We start from the raw sequence: 19,129 nt of genomic DNA, 5'->3' as shown, positions 1-19,129 counted from the left end.
TCCACGGCGGAGTAGATAGACCCGGTCGTCGCCGAAAGCCCCGGGATCGCGGTACACGAAGGTGAGCAGATCTACCGCGGTGCGCGCCCGGCTGATCGCGCCGAAGAGCCACTCGAGCTGCTCGAACTTCTCGCGCCATCGGGCCGCCAGCTCGAAGTCGGCGCGGCCGGCGGCCTCCTGCATCGCGCGCACCACGCGGTCGAGCGGCTGGATGGTGCGGCCCTCGAGAAATGCCATCGCCGTCTCCACCCGCCGCCGGTAGTCTCCTTCCTCCACGAAGCCCGCGCACGGTCCAGCGCAGAAGCCGAACTCGTGCCGCATGCACGCGGCTCGGCGCGGCGCGTCGAAGAGATCGCGCTGACCCGCGAAGACGATCGGCATCGCCGCGGCGCAGTCGCGAAGCCCGAGGAGATCGCTCAGCGTGCGCACCGCCTCGCCCGTGCGCCCGATCGAGCGGAACGGCCCGTAGCAGCGCGCGTCGTCCCCAGCGATCGTGGTGCCGCTCGCAATCCGCGGCGCCGGCCCTCGCGAAAACTTCACGAAGACGGCGCGCCGCACGCGGTTGAGACTGTAGTTGAAGTGGGGACGGTAGCGGTGGATCTGGCGCAGCTCGTTGAGGTAGGCGGCGAATTCGCTCGGCACGCAGTCCCATTGGATGTCGTGCGCCGCGTAGAGAATCCGGGCCTGCTTGTCGTCCGGATAGCTCGCACGGAAGTAGCTCAGGAGCCGGGTTCGGAGTCGCTTCGCCTTGCCGACGTACAGCACCTTGCCGGTGTTGTCCACCATCCGGTAGACCGCCGGGCGATTCTCCGCCAGCGCCCGCACCCGCGCCTTGAGCGAATCGAGATCGGCCGCCGGGAGCGGCAGCCGGAGCGCGCGGGCGCGCCTTAGCTTTGGCATCGGTGGCAGAATACGGTGATGCGGGCATCGATGGCGTGGGTGCCGGTGAGCCGTGTGCCGCAGACCTTGCACGGCTCGCCCTCGCGCCCATAGACGAACAGCTCGAGCTGGAAGCTGCCCCGCTCGCCCGTGCCGGTGCGGTAGTCGCGAAAGGTCGTGCCCTGCGACGCAATCGCCGCCTCGAGGATGCGCCGCACTTCGGCGTGGAGCCGCCGCACCGCGGCCCGGTCCACCCGATTGGCCGCGCGCGAGGGGTCGATGCGCGCGGCAAAGAGCGCCTCGTTGGCGTAGATGTTTCCGACGCCCGCGAGGTGGCGCTGATCCATCAGCACCTTCTTTACCGCCTGGCGCGAGCTCGCGAGGATGTCCGCGAGGCGCTCGGACGTGAACGCCGGGTCGAGCGGCTCGGGGCCGATGGCGGCGTCGTACCCGCGCCAGCCGCGCGCGTCCAGCAGGAGGAGCGTGCCGAGACGGCGCACATCGCGGTAGACCAGGCGGCGTCCATCGTCGAGCGCCGCGTCGAGCACGGCGTAGCGCCGCTCGTCGGCCGTGAGCGGGCGCTCGTGAACCACGAGCGAGCCGGTCATCCCCGGCTGCACCACGAGCCGCCGCGCACCCAGATCGAACACGGCGTGCTTGGCGCGGCGGGAGAGATCGCGCACTACCGATCCCTCGAGCGCGCGTACGAGCCGGGGCCGAGTGGTGCCGCGGAGCACATCGGTGTGGCTCAGGGACACTGGCCCGAGCCGCCGGCCGACGATGCGTGGGCGAAGATCGCGAACGATGGTTTCGACTTCGGGCAATTCGGGCATCCGCCCGAATTTTAGCCGAAGGCCCCGGCGGCCGTAAACCGCCGGGGCCCGGCGCGGTGGGGACTACGGATTGATGACGACGCTGCCGACCATATTCGGATGGATCGAGCAGTGGAAATTGATCGTGCCGGGCGCGTTGAACGTGATCGTGCTGGTGGCGTTGCCGGCCAGGTCGCCGGTATCGAAGGTCTGGGCCGAGCCGGCGTCGGAAACGATGTGGTGCACGGTCGCGGTGCCGGTGGTGTAGTCGCCGCCGGTGATGTCGGTGTTCACGAAACGGACTGCCGGGTCGGCCGACAGAGAAATCGCCTTGGGGTTCGGGCTGAACGCCCCCGTCGTCTTGGTGGAGGCGCCGGTGACGATGTTGATGTCATGATTGGCTGGGGCCGGCGGGGGACTGTTGTTCGGATTGTTGGGCGTGGTGCTGTCCGAGCCGCCGCATCCGGCAAGCACCAGCCCGACCACGAGCGCGGCGAGCGGAGTACGAAGAGCATGGTACGCCTTGGTGGACCCGTGCATGGCTGCGTGCCTCCCAATAAAGTCAGGGTTATGTTGGTTAAGTCGTGGACGCTCAAGCCCGGGTTTCCGACACATCCCGAAACGTCGCGGATCTGTGAGTCACGATTGTCTCATCGAAGACCGCACAATGAGACGCCTCATTCCCCTGAGGCGCCACACCGATGGAGCGTCTGCTTAGCGGTGATGGGGAGTAACTAGCCGGGCTGACCCACTCTCTCGGTTTCGCGCCAGCCGATATCCCTACGGTAGGATTTTCCCTCGAATGCGACGCGCTCGGCCGCGTCGCGGCTCAGGCGCCGGGCTTCCGCCAGCGTCGGTGCGCGCGCGGTCACGGCGAGCACCCGCCCGCCCGAGACCCGGAGCACGCCGGACGCATCGCGCCTGGTGCCCGCCTGAAAGATGGTGACACGCTCGGGCAGCGCGTCCGGCAGCTCGATCGCGGCGCCCGTCTCCGGCCATTCGGGATAGCCGCGCGCCGCGACCACGGTGGTGACGGCCGTCTCCGGCGACACCGTAACCCCCTCCGGCTTCGTGCCGTGTGCCACGCGCGTGAGCGCGTCGGTGAGCCCGCCCGCGACAAGCGGCAGCACCGCCTCCGCCTCCGGATCGCCCAGGCGGCAATTGAACTCGACGACCGAAAGCGCCCCGGCCGGGTCCACCATGAGCCCGGCGTAGAGCACGCCCGAGAACGGGCTGCCGCGGCGTTTCATCTCGGCGAGCACCGGGAGGTAGATCTCGTCGACGGCCCGGTCGAGCAGTGCCGGCGTCGCAAGCGCCACGGGTGCATACGCGCCCATGCCGCCGGTATTGGGCCCGCGATCGCCCTCGAGCAGCCGCTTGTGATCTTGCGCCGAGGGGAGGAGCGTGAGATCGGTGCCGTCGGTGAGCGCCAGGAGCGACAGCTCTTCTCCCTCGAGAAACGCCTCGATCACGACCGTGGCGCCCGCGCGGCCCAGCGTGCGCCGGCCGAGCAGCGCGTGCAGCGCTTCGCGAGCTTCGGGCCGCGTGGCGCAGACGATGGCGCCTTTGCCCGCCGCAAGACCCGAGGCCTTCACCACGAGCGGCTCGTCGTGTCGGTCCACGTACGCGAGCGCGGCGTCAAGCTCCGCGAAACTCTCACTCGCCGCCGTGGGCACGCCTGCCGCCGCCATCACCTCTTTCGCGAACGCCTTCGACGCCTCTATCTGCGCCGCCGCGGCACTTGGTCCCACCACCGCGCGCCCCTCGGCTCTGAGCCGGTCAGCGAGCCCGTCGGCGAGCGGCTGCTCGGGCCCTACGACCACGAGGTCGATGCCGAGCATGTCGGCCGCGTCGGCCAGACGATCGGTGTCGGTGGTAGGGATGGGGAGGTTGTTCGCCAGGTTGGTGGTGCCCGGGTTGCCGGGCGCGCAGTAGAGCGCGGCGTCGGGGTTTTCGCGGCGCAGCGCCCAGCAGAGGGCGTGTTCGCGCCCTCCGCCGCCTACGACCAGGATTCTCACCGCCGCTGCGCCGCCCGGAACGCCTCCGCCGCGCGCTCCGCGGCGCGCCGGGCCGCGTCGGCCACATGGCCTGCAATCTCGCGCGCTTCGGCCGCGTAGTAGTCGGTCGCGGCGCCGATGTCCGCGCCGAGTGGTCGCGCGGTCGATTCGGCCCCGCGGCGGATGTACTCGCCGCGGAGGATGCGGTCGTAGTCGCCGCTCGCCACCCACTGTTGCAGCTCGGCCGCACGCATGGTGTTCATCGGATGGGTGAGCGCCATCGTGTTGAGCACCTTGTAGATCACGTCGAAGCCCTCGCGTGAGGCGAGGTATTCGTTGGCCTGCGCCATGAACGCGTCCACGCCGAGCTGCCCCGCGTTGATCTGCCCGCGGGTGCCGCCCGCCATCTTCATGAAGAGGCGCTGCGCCGCGACCACGTCCTGGCCGCCCAGCAGCCCGGCGCGGTCGGCGGAAAGCTCAGACTTGCGGGCCCACTCGAGGATGGCGAGCCGGATCGGGAGGAGCGCGATCCCGGCCAGGATCGGCAACGCCGAGAGGCCCACGCCGAGCAGGATCTCGGCGATGGTGCGGTAGAGGGCGTGGCCGCTCACCACGTGTCCCATCTCGTGCGCCAGCAGCACGCGCAGCTCGTCGTCGTCGAGCATCTCGAGCGCCGCCGAGTGCACCACGATGAACGGGTCGTCCACCCCGTATGCGCCCGCGTTGAACACCGGCGTCTGCGAGACGTACAGCTCCGGCACCTTGGGCCAGTCGAACGTGGAGGCGACCTCGGTCTGCAGGGTCCAGAGCTTGGGGAGCTGCACGCCGCTCGCGCGCACCGCGTTGCCCTGAAACAGCAGCCGGATGCCACGCTCCCCGCCGAGCCAGCCGATCACCTTGCGCACCACCTCGTCGAAGCCGGGCAGGCTCCTGAGCGTCTGCAGCGTCGCGCGGTCGGCGGGATGCTCCCACGATACCGCGGAGATTTCGGGAAAGCGCACCCGGGGGCGCGCGGCGGGGAGCGGCGTCGTCATGCGTGCCTCGCGGGTTCGCGTCCGGGCGTTTGCTCGGCGGGACGGCTTCCGGTCTGCGCGGCGGAGCGCGCGGACGCGTCGAGTGCCTGTGCCAGGTCGGCGATCAGGTCGTCCGTGTCCTCGCATCCGCAGCTCAGGCGGATCAGGCTGTCGGTGAGGCCCATCGCCTCGCGGATCGGGAGCGGCACCGACGCATGCGTCATCGATGCCGGATGCCCGATCAGACTCTCCACGCCGCCCAGCGATTCGGCCAGCGCAAAGATCCGGGTGCTCTCGACCAGCCGCCGCGCCCGGCCCACGTCGCCCACGTCGAACGAGAGCATCCCGCCGAAGCCGGGATAGTTCACCTTCGGCACGTCGGGTCGCGTCTCGAGCCAGGCTGCGATGGCGCGCCCGTTCGCGTCGTGCTGCCGCATGCGGAGCGGGAGCGTCTTGATGCCCCGGAGCGCGAGCCAGCAGTCGAACGGCCCCGGCACCGCGCCCGACGCGTTCTGGATGAAGCCGAGCCGCTCGGCCAGGTCCTCGCGGCGGGTGACGAGCAGCCCGCCCACCATGTCGCTGTGGCCGTTCAGGTACTTGGTGGTGGAGTGAAGTACGACATCGGCGCCGTGCTCGAGCGGCCGCTGGAAATACGGCGTGGCGAAGGTGTTGTCCACCACGTAGAGGATGCCGTGGGCCTGGGTCAGGTCGCCGATGGCGGAGAGATCGGCGAGAAACATCATCGGATTGGTGGGCGTCTCGCAGAATACCATCCGGGTGCGCGGCGTGAGCGCCCGCTCGATGGCCCCGACGTCGCGGGTGTCGACGAACGTGAACTCCAGGCCGAGCTGCGCGAATACCCGCGTCATCAGGCGCATGCTGCCGCCGTAGATGCTTTCACCCGATACCACGTGGTCGCCCGCCTTGAGCAGCTTGAGCACCGCATCGAGCGCCGCGAGCCCGGAGGCGAACGCAAACCCGAACTCGCCGCCCTCCAGGCTCGCAACGTTCCGCTCGAGCGCCTCGCGCGTCGGGTTCTGGGTGCGCCCGTACTCGTAGCCCTTGTTGCGGCCGATCCCCTGCTGCACGTAGGTCGAGGTCTGGTAGATCGGCGGCATCGCCGCGCCGGCCAGCGGGTCGGGCGTCTGGCCGGCATGGATTGCCCGCGTGGCGAAACCTCGGGCATCGTCGGAGTGGTCGTCGGGGAGCGCGCGCGTCATCGCAGGGACCGGGAGAAGTAGTGGAAGCGTAATGGCTTGGAGGCCCGGCCGGCAAGCGCCCGTTGAACAATCGGCGGCGGCCGCATAGTTTCGCGGGGTGAATACCCCGACCTCAGAGTCCATCGCGGTTTCACGCACGCATTGCCTCGTGGTGGACGACGACGCCCAGGTTCGCGGCGCGCTCGTGCGCGTCGTCGAATCGCAGGGACTCGCCTGCCGCGCCGCGGGCTCCGGCCTCGAGGCGCTCGAGCTATTGCGCACCGGCGGTGAGATTCCGGTCTGCATCTCGGACATCTACATGCCCGAGATGGACGGCATGGCCCTCCTCCGCGCCTCCCTCGCGCTCTATCCCGACATGGCGTTCATCATGCTCACCGGCGTGGCCGAGGTGAGCACCGCCGTCGAATGCCTGCGCCTGGGCGCGGTGGATTACATCACCAAGCCGGTGCTCATCGACGAGGTGAAGGCCCGGGTGCAGAAGGCGCTGGAGAAGCGGGATCTCGTTCTCCAGAACCGGTTCTACCAGCAGCATCTCGAGGCCCGTGTCCGTGAGCTCGACCGCCGTAACAAGCAGTCGCTGGTGGACGGCGTGCAGACGCTGGTGCATGCGCTCGAAGCCAAGGACGCCTACACCCACGGCCATTCGGCTCGGGTGAGCAGCTACGCGGTGAAGACCGCCATCCGGCTCGGTTTTGCCGGCGACGCGCTGGAGCATATCCGGCTGGGCGGCGAGCTGCATGACGTCGGCAAGATCGGCACCCGCGAAGCGGTGCTGCACAAGCCCGGGCCGCTCACGGTCGAGGAGTTCGACCACGTGAAGGGGCACACGGTGCTCGGCGAGCGCATTCTGGCGCCCTTCCTCAAGGAATCGGCGGCGGTGCTGCGCATCGCCCGGTCCCATCACGAGCGGCTGGACGGCAAGGGCTTTCCCGATGGCCTGGCCGGCGATGCGATCGCGATCGAGGCCCGGATCGTGGCGGTGGTGGACGCCTTCGATGCGATGACCACCAACCGCGCCTATCGCCCTTCTCGCCGTCCCGCCGATGCGCTCGATGAGCTCCGGCGGTGCGCGGGCTCCCACTTCGATCCTGATGTCGTAGAAGCCTTCCTCGGCGCGTTCGGCGCCATCGGAAGTGACGCCGCGGTGCGCGATGCCGCGGCTTTCCCGCTGCTCGCCTGAGCGCGCCGCCCATGGCCGGCACCCTCATGATCAGCGTGTCGGGGATGCGCGGGCTGGTCGGCGTCGATCTCACGCCGGAGCTCGTGGCGCGCCACGCCGCCGCGCTCGGCGCGTGGGCCCGCTCGGCGGGCCGGCCGCTCGTTGTGCTCGGCCGCGACGCGCGCACCAGCGGGCCGATGTTCGCGCGCGCGGCCGCCGCCGGGCTCATGTCGGTCGGCGTGGACGTGGTGGATGTGGGGATGGTGCCGACACCCACCGTCCAGCTCGCGGTGGAGCATCACCACGCCGGCGCCGGTCTCATCCTCACGGCCAGCCACAATCCGATCGAGTGGAACGCGCTCAAGTTCGTCGGCCCCGATGGCATTTTCCTGGACGCCGAGGCGGGGGCGGCGGTGCGCGCGCTGGCGGAGGCCGGACCGCCGCGCGCCGGATGGGACGGCATCGGGCGCGTGCTGGAGGATCCGGACGCGGTCACGCGTCACATCGATCGTGTGCTCGCGCTCCCCGAGATTGACGTCACGGCGATTCGCGCCCGCCGCTTTCACGTGGCGCTCGACTGCGTGCGCGGTGCCGGTGCTGTCGCGATCCCGCCACTGCTGGAACGCCTCGGCGCACGCGTGAGTGCGATTCACCTGGAGCCCGACGGTCGATTTCCTCATCCGCCCGAGCCTGTGCCGGAAAATCTCGGCGAGCTGGAGCGGCTTGTTAGGGAGACAGGAGCGGACATCGGGCTGGCCGTCGATCCGGACGTGGATCGCTTGGCATTGGTGGATGAGAGTGGTAGGGCGGTGGGAGAGGACTATACACTGGCCATCGCTGTGCGCGGGGTGTTGGGGGCAGGCGGTAAGGGCGGGACGGCCGGTAAAGCCGCTAGCCGTGGGCGTGCGAACGTAGGGGCGGAGGTGCCCACCGTGGTCGTGAACCTCTCGACCAGTCTTGTGGTTGAGGACGCGGCGCGGGACATGGGGGCGCGGTTTGTACGGGCGCCCGTAGGCGAAGCCAACGTGGCGCGGGCGATTCGTGATGAAAGGGCGCGGATCGGGGGAGAAGGCAACGGCGGTGTGATCCTGCCCTCACTCCATATCGGGCGTGACGCACCGCTGGCGGTGGCCTTGATCTTGCAATATCTGGCCCAGGTTGGAGCATCGCTTTCGCAGGTAGTCGCGGCATCTCCGCGCTACACCATTCTCAAGGCCAAGGCCCCCGGGGGGCAGGATTTGCGGCCACGCTACGAGCGAATTCGACAGCATTTTCCGGATGCAGCGGTAGATGAGCGGGACGGATTGCGTCTCGCATGGCGCGACCGGTGGTTGCACGTTCGCCCGTCCGGAACCGAGCCGATCGTCCGGCTCATTGCGGAAGCCCCGACGGCGGCCGACGCCGAGGCGCTGGTCGCCGAGGGACGCGCACTCCTGAGCTGAGGATCCTGTGCCATGTGTGGCATCGTGGGCTATGTCGGGCCCCGGCCTGCGGCCGGACTGCTGATCGAGGGACTCAGGCGGCTCGAGTATCGCGGCTACGACTCGTCGGGCATCGCGGTGGTGAACGGCCACGGCCTCAAGGTCTTCAAGGCCGCGGGCAAGCTCTCGGCGCTCGAGGCGCAGCTCGACGGCAACCTGCCCGCCGGCACGATCGGCATCGGGCACACCCGCTGGGCGACGCATGGCGCGCCCACCACGCCGAATGCGCATCCGCACACCGACCAGTCGGGCCGGATCGCCGTCATCCACAACGGCATCATCGAGAACGCCGGCTCCATCCGGAAGGCCCTCGAGCAGCGCGGGCATGACTTCAAGTCCGAGACCGACACCGAGGTCCTGGCGCACCTCGTGGGCGAGCTGTACCAGGGCAACCTGGAAGACGCGGTCGCCAACGCGCTGCGCGACGTCGAGGGCGCCTACGGGCTCGCGTTCATCTCGGCCGACGAGCCGGGCGTCCTCGTGGCTGCGCGCAGGGGCTCGCCGCTCCTCGTGGGCGTGGGTGAGGACGAGTGGTTCATCGCCTCCGACGCCTCGCCGCTCCTGAGCTACACCCGCTCGGTCATCTATCTCGACGACGGCGAAATCGCCGTGCTCTCGCGGGACGGCTACCGCATCCGCACTCTGGAGACCGCCCGGATCAGCAAGCCGGTGGCCCAGATCGAGTGGGACCTGGCCACGATCGAGCGCGGCGGCTATCCGCACTTCATGCTGAAGGAGATCTGCGAGCAGCCGGAGAGTCTCTGCAACACGCTGCGCGGCCACCTGCTGGAAGACGAGGGCACGGCGCGCGTGAGCGGCCTCAACCTCACCGATGAAGAGCTCAAGCAAATCCATCGGGTGGTGATTACCGCGTGCGGCACCTCGTGGCATTCAGGCATCATCGGCGAGTACATGCTCGAGGAGATGGCCCGGATCCCGGTCGAGGTCGAATACGCCTCCGAGTTCCGCTATCGTAACCCGGTGGTGGACGACCGCACGCTCGTGATCGGGATCTCGCAGAGCGGCGAAACCGCCGACACCCTCGCCGCCATCCGCGAAGCCAAGCAGCGCGGCGCACGGGCTGTGGGCGTCGTCAACGTGGTCGGATCCTCAATCGCGCGCGAGGTGGAGGGTGGTATCTACCTGCACGCCGGACCCGAAGTGGGTGTCGCGAGCACCAAGGCCTTCACCAGCCAAGTCGCGGCGCTCGCCCTCATCTCGCTCCGCATGGCACGACTCCGGAGCTTGAGCATCCTGCAGGGGCGGCAGTTCATTCAGGCCCTGAGCCGACTCCCCGGGCAGATGGCCACGATCTTGCAACGGTCGGAGGAAGTCGAGCGGCTCGCCGACCGGTTCCTGAGCAAGACCCACAATGCGCTCTACCTCGGACGCGGCGTCAACTTCCCGGTGGCGCTCGAGGGCGCGCTCAAGCTCAAGGAAATCTCGTACATCCACGCCGAGGGGTATCCGGCGGCGGAGATGAAGCACGGACCGATCGCGCTCATCGATGAGAACATGCCGGTGATCTTCATCGCCCCGAAGGACGCGGTCCACTCGAAGATCGTGTCGAACATCGAGGAGGTGAAGGCGCGGGGCGGCAAGGTGATCGCGCTGGTGAACGAGGGCGACGGCGAGATCGGGCGGCTGGCTGATGCAACCTTTGCCATTCCGGAAACGCTCGATCTGCTGACGCCGATCCTCACCAGCATCCCGCTGCAGTTGCTCTCGTACTACGCGGCGGTGCGGCGCGGGTGCAACGTGGACCAGCCGAGAAACCTGGCCAAGTCGGTCACGGTCGAGTAGCACCACACAGAGAAGCCGCCCACCCGGGCGGCGCATGTGAAGCCGAGGTCGGATTACCGCGGAGCCGGCGACCTGATAACGCCGCGCGCGGAGCCCGTCCCCGGCTTCTGTGCGTTCACGCACCTCCGCGCCGGCTGCCCCGGGGCAGCGTGAACGTATCGCCGACCGCGGTGGCGACGATGCGCCGGCGCTCCGTGCCTGCGGCCGCCATGAGTCGCGCGATCGGTTCGTCGATCGGCTCCCGGCTCAGGCGAAACGTGGCGTGGTGGATCGGCAGCACGTGGGCCGCGTCCATGTCGCACGCCATCCGCCATGCTTCCTCCGGCGTGGCGTGGCTCGCGATCCAGGGGTCGTAGGCGCCGATCGGCAGGATGGCGAGATCCACGGCCATCCGGCTGCCGATGGACTTGAACGCGGGCGTGTACGCGGTGTCGCCCGCGAACACGATCGTGCGGCCGCCTTTGCGGAGCACGTAGCCGCCGTAGCCGCGGTGTCGGTCGGTGACCATCCGCGCCCCCCAGTGTCGTACTTCGATCGACTCGATTTCGATGCCGCCCACCACGGCCCGCTCGCCCCAGCTGAGCTCGCGCACCTGCTGAAAGCGCCGCACCAGATCAGCGTTGCCCGGCTGCACCACGACCGGCGTGTCGCGCGGGAGGAGGCGCAGCGTGCCCAGGTCGGTGTGGTCCATGTGCGCGTGGGAAAGGAGCACGAGATCCAGCGGAGGCAGCTCGCCGTGCCGGAGCGCCGGTGCGACGAGCCGACGGGGACCGAACTTGGCCATTCCGCGGCCCAGGCCCACGCGTGCCTCGAGCGCGGGGTCGGTGAGAAACCAACTCCCGAACAGGTTACCGAGCACGGTGGCGTGGCCGAGCCAGGCCACCGTCGCGCGATCGTCCGGCCAGCGCGAGGGATCGGGCCGGCTTGGCGCGGGCGCGATGGGCGGGAGCGCGTCGCGGCGGCGCTCGATCGCGGCGTCGCGCACGTAGCAGCGGGCGTAGCTCAGGCGGGTGCGGAACGGTTGAAACGGCATCGCGTCCTCGGTTGTGCCGGTTATGTTACGCCGGCCGTGGCTCCAATTATATCCGGGGACTCCTCATGCGAGTGGTGCTGCAGCGGGTCGCGAGCGCGTCGGTCACGATCGGCGGACGGGTGGCGGGTGCCATCGGCCGCGGGTTCTGTCTGCTCGTGGGCTTCACCCACAGCGACACCGCCGCGGAGGCCGACTGGATGGCCGAAAAGGTGGCGGGCCTCCGCATCTTTTCCGACGCGGAGGGCAAGATGAACCTCGGCCTGGCCGAGGTGGAGGGCGCGCTCCTCGTGGTGTCGCAGTTCACGCTCTACGGCGACGCGAGCAAGGGCCGGCGTCCGTCGTTCGTGGACGCGGCGCGGCCGGACACCGCGGTGCCGCTGTACGATCGCTTCATCGCGGCGCTCCGCGCGCGCGGGCTCCCGGTCGCCACCGGCGAGTTCGGCGCCGATATGCAGGTGGCGCTGGTGAACGACGGGCCCGTAACCCTCGTGCTAGAGCGGACCGCGGGATGAGCGGTCTCGAGGAGCCGCCGCCCACGCTCGTGCTCGCCTCCGCCTCGCCGCGCCGGAAGCTGCTGCTCGAGATGCTGCACATCCCGTTCGAGGTGCGCCCCTCGCACATCCCGGAGGAGCGCCGGCCGGGGGAGCCGCCCAGAGCGTACGCCGAGCGCCTCGCGCGCACCAAGGCGGAGGCGGTGCGGGGAGCGCTGGTCCTCGGTGCCGATACGACCGTCGTGCTCGACGAAGACGTGCTCGAGAAGCCGGTCGACGCCGGCGACGCGCTCCGCATGCTCCTCCGCCTGCAGGGGCGCACCCATTACGTGGTCACCGCCGTCGCGCTCAAGACGCCGCGCGGACTGCTGCAGGCCACCGACGCCACCGCGGTCACCTTCCGCGCGGCCGACGCCGAGTACCTCCGGGCGTACGTCGCCACCGGCGAGCCGATGGACAAGGCCGGCGCCTACGGCATCCAGGGTTATGGCGCGGCGCTGGTCGAGCGGATCGACGGGGACTTCTTCGGTGTGATGGGGCTGCCGCTGCGGCTGGTGCTGCGCCTGCTCGAGGAGGCGGGGTGGCCCTATCGCTTCGACTCCCGCCGGACGCGATAGACCTCGACGACCTTCCGCTTTCCCTTCAGCGCCATCGACGGCAGGTGCTCGGCGTCGCTCGGCTGGCCCACGGCGTGGTAAAGCGCCTCGCTCACGAGGATCTCGCCGGGGGCCGCGAGCGTCGAGAGCCGCTGCGCCACGTTCACCGCGTCCCCGATGACCGTGTACTCGAGCCGCCGGTGGCTCCCGATGTTCCCGACGAACACCTCGCCGTGGTTGATGCCGATCCCGACCCCGATCCGCGGCCGGCGGGCCTGCACCCAGCGCGAGTTGAGGCTGTCGACCGCCTTCTGCAATGCGACGGCCGCCTCCAACGCGCGCTTGGGGTCGTCCTCGCGGGCGATCGGCGCGCCCCAGAGCGCCATGATCGCGTCGCCGATGAACTTGTCGAGCGTGCCGCCGTGCTCGAACACCACATCCACCATCTCGGTGAAGTAGTCGGTGAGGAGTGCCGCGATTGCGTCGGGCCCCATCTGCTCGGCGATCGTCGTGAAGTTCCGGATGTCGCTGAAGAGCACCGTGATCGGCCGCTTCTCGCCGCCCAGCCGGATGGCGGCCTGCTGCTGCGCGATGTCGGCCGCCACGTTCGGCGCGAAGTAGCGCTCGAAATTGGAGCGCACCACCGCCTCGCGCCGGATCTGCTCGGCGTAGTTGCTGTTCTTGATCGCGATCGCCGCGAGCCCCGCGAACGCCACCAGGAATTGCAGGTCCTCATCGCCAAAGGCGTGCGAGCCGGTGAGGTTGTCGACGTAGAGGATGCCGACGAGCTGGTCGCCCGCGGCCATGAGGGGCGAGCACATGGCACTTCGCACGCTCTGCAGCAGGATGGAGCGGCCCTTGAAGCGCGCGTCCGTCGCCGCGTTATGGGTGAGCAGGGCGACGCGCTCGTCGGTCACCTTCCGCAGGATGGAGCGGGGGACGTGCTCGAACTCGGTCTCGCCCACCCGGCTCCGCGAAATGCGAGGGACCAGCTCGCCATCGCCGGTGCAGAGCAGGATCGACACCCGGTCACCGTTCATGACCTCGAACGTCACGCTCACGATCATGTTGAGCAGACGGTCGAGCTCCAGCTCGCCCGAAAGCTTCTGGAACACCTGGAGCAGCAGCGAGAGCTTGCGGGCGGCCGCGTCGCCGGCCGGCGCGCCGCCGCTCACCGCGAGCTTCCGCACGATCGTGCCGCTCGGCGCGTCGATGCCGGCGAGGGTGATGGGTCGCGCCTCCCCCTTGGCGTCGCGGGGCGGGATCGGCGGCAGGTCTCCCGGCCCGCGCGTCACCTCGAGCTGGAAGAGCACCTTGCCGAAGGTGACCGAGTCGCGCTCACCGAGGCGGCCCGTGGTGATCCTGCTGCCGTTGATGCAGGTGCCGTTGGAGGAGCCGAGATCCTTGACCGCGACGCCGTCCGGGCCGGCGGTAACCTCGGCGTGGCGGCGGGAAATGGTGGGGTCGGGGATCGCGATGTCGCTCGAGAGCCCGCGGCCGATCACGAGCGTCCGGCCGACCGGAAGGTCGAAGCTCGGGCCGGGCGACGCGGGAACCAGGCGGTACGTGGGCATGCAGGGAGAATACTCGGGCGCCGGCTCAGCGCGCCCCGTGCTCGTGAACGCCGCGCTGGTGGGCGCCGGCCAGCGCCAGCGCCAGGATTACCGCGCGCGCCTTGGCTTCGGTCTCGCGCCATTCGGCCAACGGATCGGAGTCGGCCACGATGCCGGCACCGGCCTGCACCCACGCGCGGCCGCCGCGAATGACGCAGGTGCGAAGCGCGATCGCGGTGTCCATCACCTGCGCGCCCCAGCCCACGTAGCCCACCGCGCCGGCGTACGGGCCGCGGCGTACCGGCTCCAGCTCGTCGATGATCTCCATCGCCCGCACCTTGGGCGCGCCCGATACGGTGCCGGCCGGAAAGCAGGCGGCGAGCGCCGCGGCCGCATCGAGCCCGGCGCGGAGCCGGCCGCGCACCTCGCTCACCAGGTGCATGACGTGCGAGTAGCGCTCGATCGTCATGAACGCCGTGAGCCGCACCGTGCCGAATTCGGCCACGCGCCCCACATCGTTCCGCCCGAGGTCCACCAGCATCAGATGCTCGGCGCGCTCTTTGGGGTCGGCTTCCAGCTCGGCGGCGAGCGCCGCGTCGTGCTCCGGCGTCTCGCCCCGCGGGCGGGTGCCGGCGATGGGGCGCACCGTGACCTCGCCCTCTTCCACCCGCACCAGGATCTCGGGCGAGCTGCCCACGATGCATGTGTCGTCGCAGTGGAGATAGTAGAGGTACGGCGCCGGGTTGAGCGCGCGCAGATAGCGATAGGTGAGAAACGGATCGGGGGCCTCGAGGTCCAGCCGGCGCGAGAGCACCGTCTGGAAGGTGTCGCCCGCGGCGATGTACTCCTTGATGCGCCGGACGTGCTCCTGAAAGCGCGCGTCCGAGTAGGGCGAGGTGGCGGCGGGCAGCGCGACGTTCGTATCCATCGGCAGCGGTCCGACCCCGGCGGGCGCGGCGAGCCGGGCGAGCCACTCGTCAATCCGCGCGTCGGCGGCGTCGAAGCGGCGGCGCAGCTCGTCGGTGTCGGTATCGGCCGTGACCTCGACGTTCGCGATCACCGTGGCACGGTTGTAAAGATTGTCGAGCACGAGGAGCGTGTCGGCCACCATGAGAATTGCGTCGGGCAGGTCGCGGTCGTCGGGTGGCGGCGAGGGCAGCGACTCGATCGTGCGCACGATGTCGTAGCCCAGGTAACCCACGGCCCCGCCGGTAAACCGCGGCAGGCCGGGCACCTCGACCGGCGCGTAGCGGCGCATGGTGCAGCCCAGGTGCTCGAGCGGGGCCACATCGGCCGCATCGAGTTGCCAGCCGCCTTTCGCCGTCCAGCGGGAGCACTCGCGGCCGCGGTAGCGGAACACTTCGCGCGGGTCTGTCGCGAGGAAGGTGTAGCGGGCCCACCGCTCGCCGCCCTCCAGTGACTCGAGCAGGAACCCGTACGGCCCGCGGTGCAGCTTGGCGAACGCGGTGACCGGCGTGTCGCCGTCCAGGACGACCTGCCGAGTGACCGGCACCATCCCGCCGCCTGCGCGGGCGCGGGCCACGAAGGCGGCAAAGCGATCGCTCATCGCGGCGCTCCGATCGCGTAGCTCCCCGGCTCGGTGATCGTGGCCGAGAGGTTATCGGCCGCGGGGCGGGTTGAAGCGAGAAAGGCAATGCTGCTGTCGGGCAGGAGGCGGCCGATGGCAAGCGTGCGCTCGAACGCAACGGCGCTGCCGTAACGTGCGAGTGCACCGGGCGGGGCCTCAAAATTGACCGCGTACTTGAACGTGACGCGGGCCGAGTCGAACGGCTGGGCCGTGGCGACGTCGAGCACGTACGAATCCGGGCGGGGGTGGAGCGTCACCCGTACCGAGTCGCCCGGCCCCGGGCCGAACGCGTTCGCCGGAAAGAACACCTCGGCATAGGTGAGATCGCCGGGCGGGGCGTGACGCAGCACCACGTAGCGCAGCGTGTCCCTCGGGACCTCGAGCGTGGTGTCCGGCACGGGCGTGGCGGAATCGGAGACGCCGAGGAGATAGACCTGGCCCAGCGGGAAGACGCGTCCGGCGAGGCTCGCCGTAGGCTCGGGCGTGGCCGCGGCGGGCGGGCGGCCGCCGCACGCGGCGACGACGCACGCGGCCACGATGCACGCGGCAAGCACGAGCGCCGCGCGCGGGTTGCCGCGCGCGTGCGGTGCCGGGATATTCCGCGCATTCGTCGCCCAGGTGAGTCGTGAGAGGTCGGGGTTGATCCGCCGCATCCGGCAGGTCCTCGCAATTCATGTCGGACTGGCGCTCGCCGCGATCGCGTGCTCGGCCGGCGCCGCCGCCGCGCAGCAGACGCCCCCGCCGCGGTGGAACGGCCCCGATGCGCTGGCCCTCGTGGGCCGGGCTGTGGCGCGGCGCGAGGCCGCCCAGGCGGATTCCGGTCTCCGAAGCTATCACGCCCGCGCCCACGGGTTCGTTTTCTTTCTGGCGCAGATCGGAAACGAAGGGCTATCGGGGCCGCCGCGCCTGGTGAAGGCCGACGAGTTGAAGAACGAAGTGTATTGGCAGGCCCCGGACCGGAGCAAGCAGGTCATCACCGCCTGGCGCGACGGCCGCTATCTCCCCACCGACGTCAACTACCACCGCGATCACCTCGGCATCGTCACCGGCAACTTCGGCGACCTGATCCGGATCGGCGAGGGCGACGAGGTGCGCGACGCGGTGCATCCGCTCTCCTGGGCGGGGCTCGCGGCGTACGACTTCGCGCTCGGCGACTCGGTCGCGATCCGCGGCCCCCGCGGCGTGGTGCGGGTGCGCGAAGTGCGGGTGCGGCCCCGCTCCTACGCGCGGCCGCTCGTGGTCGGCACGCTGTACCTCGATGCCGAAAGCGCCGAGCTGGTGCGGTTCCGGTTCAGCTTTACGCCCGCCGCGTACCTCGACAAGCAACTCGAAAGTATCGACGTCGTGCTGGAGAACTCGCTCCAGGAGGGCCGGTTCTGGCTGCCGTACCGTCAGGAGATCGAGATCCGCCGCCGCGCCGCATGGCTCGACTTCCCGCTGCGGTGGACCATCCGCGGGCGGTGGGAGATCGACGACTACGACCTCGACGTCGCCATCCCGCCCGCGGTGCTCGCGGGTCCCGCCATCGGCGGCCTGCAGCAGGCGGAGCGCGCGGTGCCGGGCGACTCCACATGGGACCGGCCGCTGTCCGACGCCATCGCCGATGTCGCCGCACCGCTCAACCGGGAGGAGATGGAATCGCTCCGGCTCGAGGTGGAGCGGATCGCCGGCGCCCACGCGCTTGCCGGACTGCCCGCGTCGCAACTTTCGGCCGGCTCGCTGAGCGATCTCGTTCACGTGAACCGGGTTCAGGGACTCACGCTCGGCGCGGGCGCCACGTTGGCACTTGCGCAACGGCGACTCCGGGTGCGGCCGTCGCTCGCGTTCGGCACCTCCGACGAGCGTGTGACCGGCGGGCTCTCACTCGAGGCGGGGCTCGGCGCCACCACGCTTCACGTGTACGGCCGGCGCCGAATCCGCGACTTCAGCGACGTGCCCGTCATCTCGCGCGCGGTGAACTCGTTCACCTCGCAGGAGGGGGGCGACGACCACGGCGACTACGTGCTGCTCGACGACGCCGGCATCGGCGTCGATCACCCCACGTCGGTGCGCACGCGCGTCGGGCTCGAGCTCGCCATCGAGCGGAGCCGATCCGTCGATGTGGCGGCCTCGCCCGCGAACGGCACCTATCGGCCGAACCCGCCGCTCGGCGCCGGCAGCTATCGCATCGCGCGGCTCCGGCTGGAGCGGCTGGGCGGCGGTGTCGCCCTTCAACACGACCTGGGCGGCAGCCTTCTCATCGAGGGCGGCGACGGGCCCACCGACTACGTGCGCGCCGCCGCCGACGTCCGTTGGCGCACCGCGCTCGGCGGCACCAGCCTCCTCGCCTGGGCACGCGGCGGCATCGGGAGCGACGGGTTGCCTGCCTACCGGAGCTTCGTGCTCGGCGGACGCTCGACGCTCCCGGGCGAGCCATTTCGCGCCTATGGCGGCCGGCGCTACGCGCTCGCGCACCTCGAGTGGCGCTTCGACGTCCCGGCGCCCGCCATTCCGCTTGGCTCGTTCGCCTCGACCGGCCACAGGGTGATACTGGCGCCGTTCGTCGCCGCCGGCTGGGCGGATCGCTCGTACGCCGGCCTCCCGTGGGCGCCCACGGGCGGCATCCGGCCGGTGGCGGGGCTCGCGGCCGAGCTGTTTCTCGGGCTCATTCGCGTCGAGGCAGGTGTAGGCCTCCGCGACGGCGGCTTCGGCCTCAGTGTCGACGTGAATCCCGACTGGTGGGGCGTGCTCTAGGAAAACTGATTGTTGCGCACGGCTGCGCGGTCGCTCAACGTGGTGAGCCACGACGGTGACCAGCGCGATGTGCTCTCGTACCCCCGCTTTGTGTCCACGCCGATGCCGCCCGGCCGGGGAAGGATCTCCTCCACCAGCGTGAGCGCGGCGGCGGCCGCCGCCGGAAAGAGCGCGCTCAGCTTCACGGCGGCTGCGGTCGTCGCCGGCATCACGAGCTCCGCATCACCTCGGCGACACGCCTCGAGGATCCGCCGCGCCGCGCACTCCGCATCCATCGAGAGCACCGGCAGCGCGTCGCCGATGCTGAACCAGGCGTACTCGGCGCGGTGCCGCGCCTTGAACGCGGCGTTTCGCGGGCTCCCCGTGCGCATGAGCCCCGGACAGACGGTGGTGACAGCAATGCCGTCCGCCGCGAGCACTGCGCGAAACCCGCTCGAGAGCCCCACGAGCGCGAACTTGCTCGCGCAGTACGGCAGCAGGTGCGCCACGGAGATTTTCCCGCCCACCGACGCGACGTTGACGATCCGCCCCGCGCCCCGCTCGCGCATGTCGGAAACGACCTCGGTCATGGCGTAGAGCGGCCCATGGAAGTGCACGCCCATCGCCCGCTCGTAGTCATCGACGGTCATCTCCTCGGCCGGCCCCACCTCGATCATGCCGGCGTTGTTGATCAGCACGTCGACCGGCCCGAGATGCTCGTTCACCTGGCGCACGAGCGTGATGACCTCGTCCCGCCGGGATACGTCGCAGCGGAGCGCGGCGACCTTGCCC

Annotated in this window: 17 protein-coding genes; 6 read left to right on the top strand and 11 right to left on the bottom strand. The window is 70.2% G+C overall.

What is annotated here, in order from left to right; genetic code table 11:
* The 6 genes from VFW66_13635 to VFW66_13610 all read right to left on the bottom strand — a co-directional run.
* Window positions 1–900, bottom strand: a 900-nt coding sequence (locus VFW66_13635) for a hypothetical protein (protein HEX5387740.1), incomplete at its 3' end; no start/stop codon positions are given.
* Complete coding sequence (gene mutM, locus VFW66_13630) at window positions 888–1,712, bottom strand: bifunctional DNA-formamidopyrimidine glycosylase/DNA-(apurinic or apyrimidinic site) lyase (protein ID HEX5387739.1); 825 nt, start codon at window positions 1,710–1,712, stop codon at window positions 888–890. The genes VFW66_13635 and mutM, both read right to left, overlap by 13 nt.
* Window positions 1,713–1,775: 63 nt before the next feature.
* The gene (locus VFW66_13625; GenBank protein HEX5387738.1) at window positions 1,776–2,231 is read right to left on the bottom strand and encodes a plastocyanin/azurin family copper-binding protein; all 456 of its coding nucleotides are present in this window, start codon (window positions 2,229–2,231) and stop codon (window positions 1,776–1,778) included.
* A gap of 194 nt (window positions 2,232–2,425) precedes the next feature.
* Window positions 2,426–3,709, bottom strand: a complete 1,284-nt coding sequence (gene purD / locus VFW66_13620) for a phosphoribosylamine--glycine ligase (GenBank protein ID HEX5387737.1) — start codon at window positions 3,707–3,709, stop codon at window positions 2,426–2,428.
* Window positions 3,706–4,722 carry a M48 family metallopeptidase gene (locus VFW66_13615; GenBank protein ID HEX5387736.1) on the bottom strand — a complete coding sequence of 339 codons (1,017 nt, stop codon included), beginning with the start codon at window positions 4,720–4,722 and terminating at the stop codon, window positions 3,706–3,708. The genes purD and VFW66_13615 overlap by 4 nt, the downstream gene beginning before the upstream one ends.
* On the bottom strand, window positions 4,719–5,921 hold the full coding sequence (locus VFW66_13610; protein ID HEX5387735.1) for a PLP-dependent aspartate aminotransferase family protein: 1,203 nt from the start codon (window positions 5,919–5,921) through the stop codon (window positions 4,719–4,721). The genes VFW66_13615 and VFW66_13610 overlap by 4 nt, the downstream gene beginning before the upstream one ends.
* 97 nt (window positions 5,922–6,018) lie before the next feature.
* Here VFW66_13610 and VFW66_13605 point away from each other — a divergent pair, with 97 nt between their 5' ends.
* From VFW66_13605 to glmS, 3 genes are read left to right on the top strand one after another with little or no spacing between them, the layout of a single operon-like run.
* The gene (locus tag VFW66_13605; GenBank protein ID HEX5387734.1) at window positions 6,019–7,101 is read left to right on the top strand and encodes an HD domain-containing phosphohydrolase; all 1,083 of its coding nucleotides are present in this window, start codon (window positions 6,019–6,021) and stop codon (window positions 7,099–7,101) included.
* 11 nt (window positions 7,102–7,112) lie between these two features.
* Entirely contained in the window at window positions 7,113–8,522 is a 1,410-nt protein-coding gene (glmM, locus tag VFW66_13600; protein ID HEX5387733.1) for a phosphoglucosamine mutase, read from the top strand.
* Between the two features lie 12 nt (window positions 8,523–8,534).
* The gene (glmS, locus tag VFW66_13595; protein HEX5387732.1) at window positions 8,535–10,364 is read left to right on the top strand and encodes a glutamine--fructose-6-phosphate transaminase (isomerizing); all 1,830 of its coding nucleotides are present in this window, start codon (window positions 8,535–8,537) and stop codon (window positions 10,362–10,364) included.
* A gap of 115 nt (window positions 10,365–10,479) precedes the next feature.
* Here glmS and VFW66_13590 read toward each other — a convergent pair whose 3' ends face one another.
* Window positions 10,480–11,397, bottom strand: coding sequence for an MBL fold metallo-hydrolase (locus VFW66_13590; GenBank protein ID HEX5387731.1), 918 nt, complete (start codon window positions 11,395–11,397; stop codon window positions 10,480–10,482).
* 65 nt (window positions 11,398–11,462) lie between these two features.
* Between VFW66_13590 and dtd the strand changes: the two genes are divergently transcribed.
* Both dtd and VFW66_13580 read left to right on the top strand, forming a co-directional pair.
* Entirely contained in the window at window positions 11,463–11,909 is a 447-nt protein-coding gene (gene dtd, locus VFW66_13585; protein HEX5387730.1) for a D-aminoacyl-tRNA deacylase, read from the top strand.
* Window positions 11,906–12,505, top strand: a complete 600-nt coding sequence (locus VFW66_13580; protein HEX5387729.1) for a Maf family protein — start codon at window positions 11,906–11,908, stop codon at window positions 12,503–12,505. Before dtd ends, VFW66_13580 begins: the two co-directional genes overlap by 4 nt.
* Here VFW66_13580 and VFW66_13575 read toward each other — a convergent pair.
* The 3 genes from VFW66_13575 to VFW66_13565 are packed head-to-tail and all read right to left on the bottom strand — an operon-like array spanning window position 12,475 to window position 16,278.
* A complete protein-coding gene (locus VFW66_13575) occupies window positions 12,475–14,058 on the bottom strand; it encodes an adenylate/guanylate cyclase domain-containing protein (protein ID HEX5387728.1) in 1,584 nt (527 codons plus the stop codon). The genes VFW66_13580 and VFW66_13575 overlap by 31 nt on opposite strands.
* A 25-nt stretch (window positions 14,059–14,083) precedes the next feature.
* Window positions 14,084–15,604 (bottom strand): anthranilate synthase component I, encoded by a 1,521-nt coding sequence (gene trpE / locus VFW66_13570; protein ID HEX5387727.1) that lies wholly within the window; start codon window positions 15,602–15,604, stop codon window positions 14,084–14,086.
* Window positions 15,601–16,278: a hypothetical protein gene (locus VFW66_13565; protein ID HEX5387726.1), complete on the bottom strand. Its 678-nt coding sequence runs from the start codon at window positions 16,276–16,278 to the stop codon at window positions 15,601–15,603. The genes trpE and VFW66_13565 overlap by 4 nt, the downstream gene beginning before the upstream one ends.
* On the opposite strand from VFW66_13565, the gene VFW66_13560 reads away from it, so the two are divergent.
* Window positions 16,265–18,358 carry a hypothetical protein gene (locus VFW66_13560; GenBank protein HEX5387725.1) on the top strand — a complete coding sequence of 698 codons (2,094 nt, stop codon included), beginning with the start codon at window positions 16,265–16,267 and terminating at the stop codon, window positions 18,356–18,358. The genes VFW66_13565 and VFW66_13560 overlap by 14 nt on opposite strands.
* Here VFW66_13560 and VFW66_13555 read toward each other — a convergent pair.
* On the bottom strand, window positions 18,355–19,129 hold a 775-nt coding region (locus VFW66_13555), incomplete at its 5' end, for an SDR family NAD(P)-dependent oxidoreductase (GenBank protein ID HEX5387724.1). The two genes, VFW66_13560 and VFW66_13555, sit on opposite strands and share 4 nt — an antisense overlap.

Source organism: Gemmatimonadales bacterium (genome assembly GCA_036279355.1).
Classification (GTDB): Bacteria; Gemmatimonadota; Gemmatimonadetes; order Gemmatimonadales; family GWC2-71-9; genus DASQPE01.
This window is presented reverse-complemented; position numbering and strand designations above follow the sequence as displayed.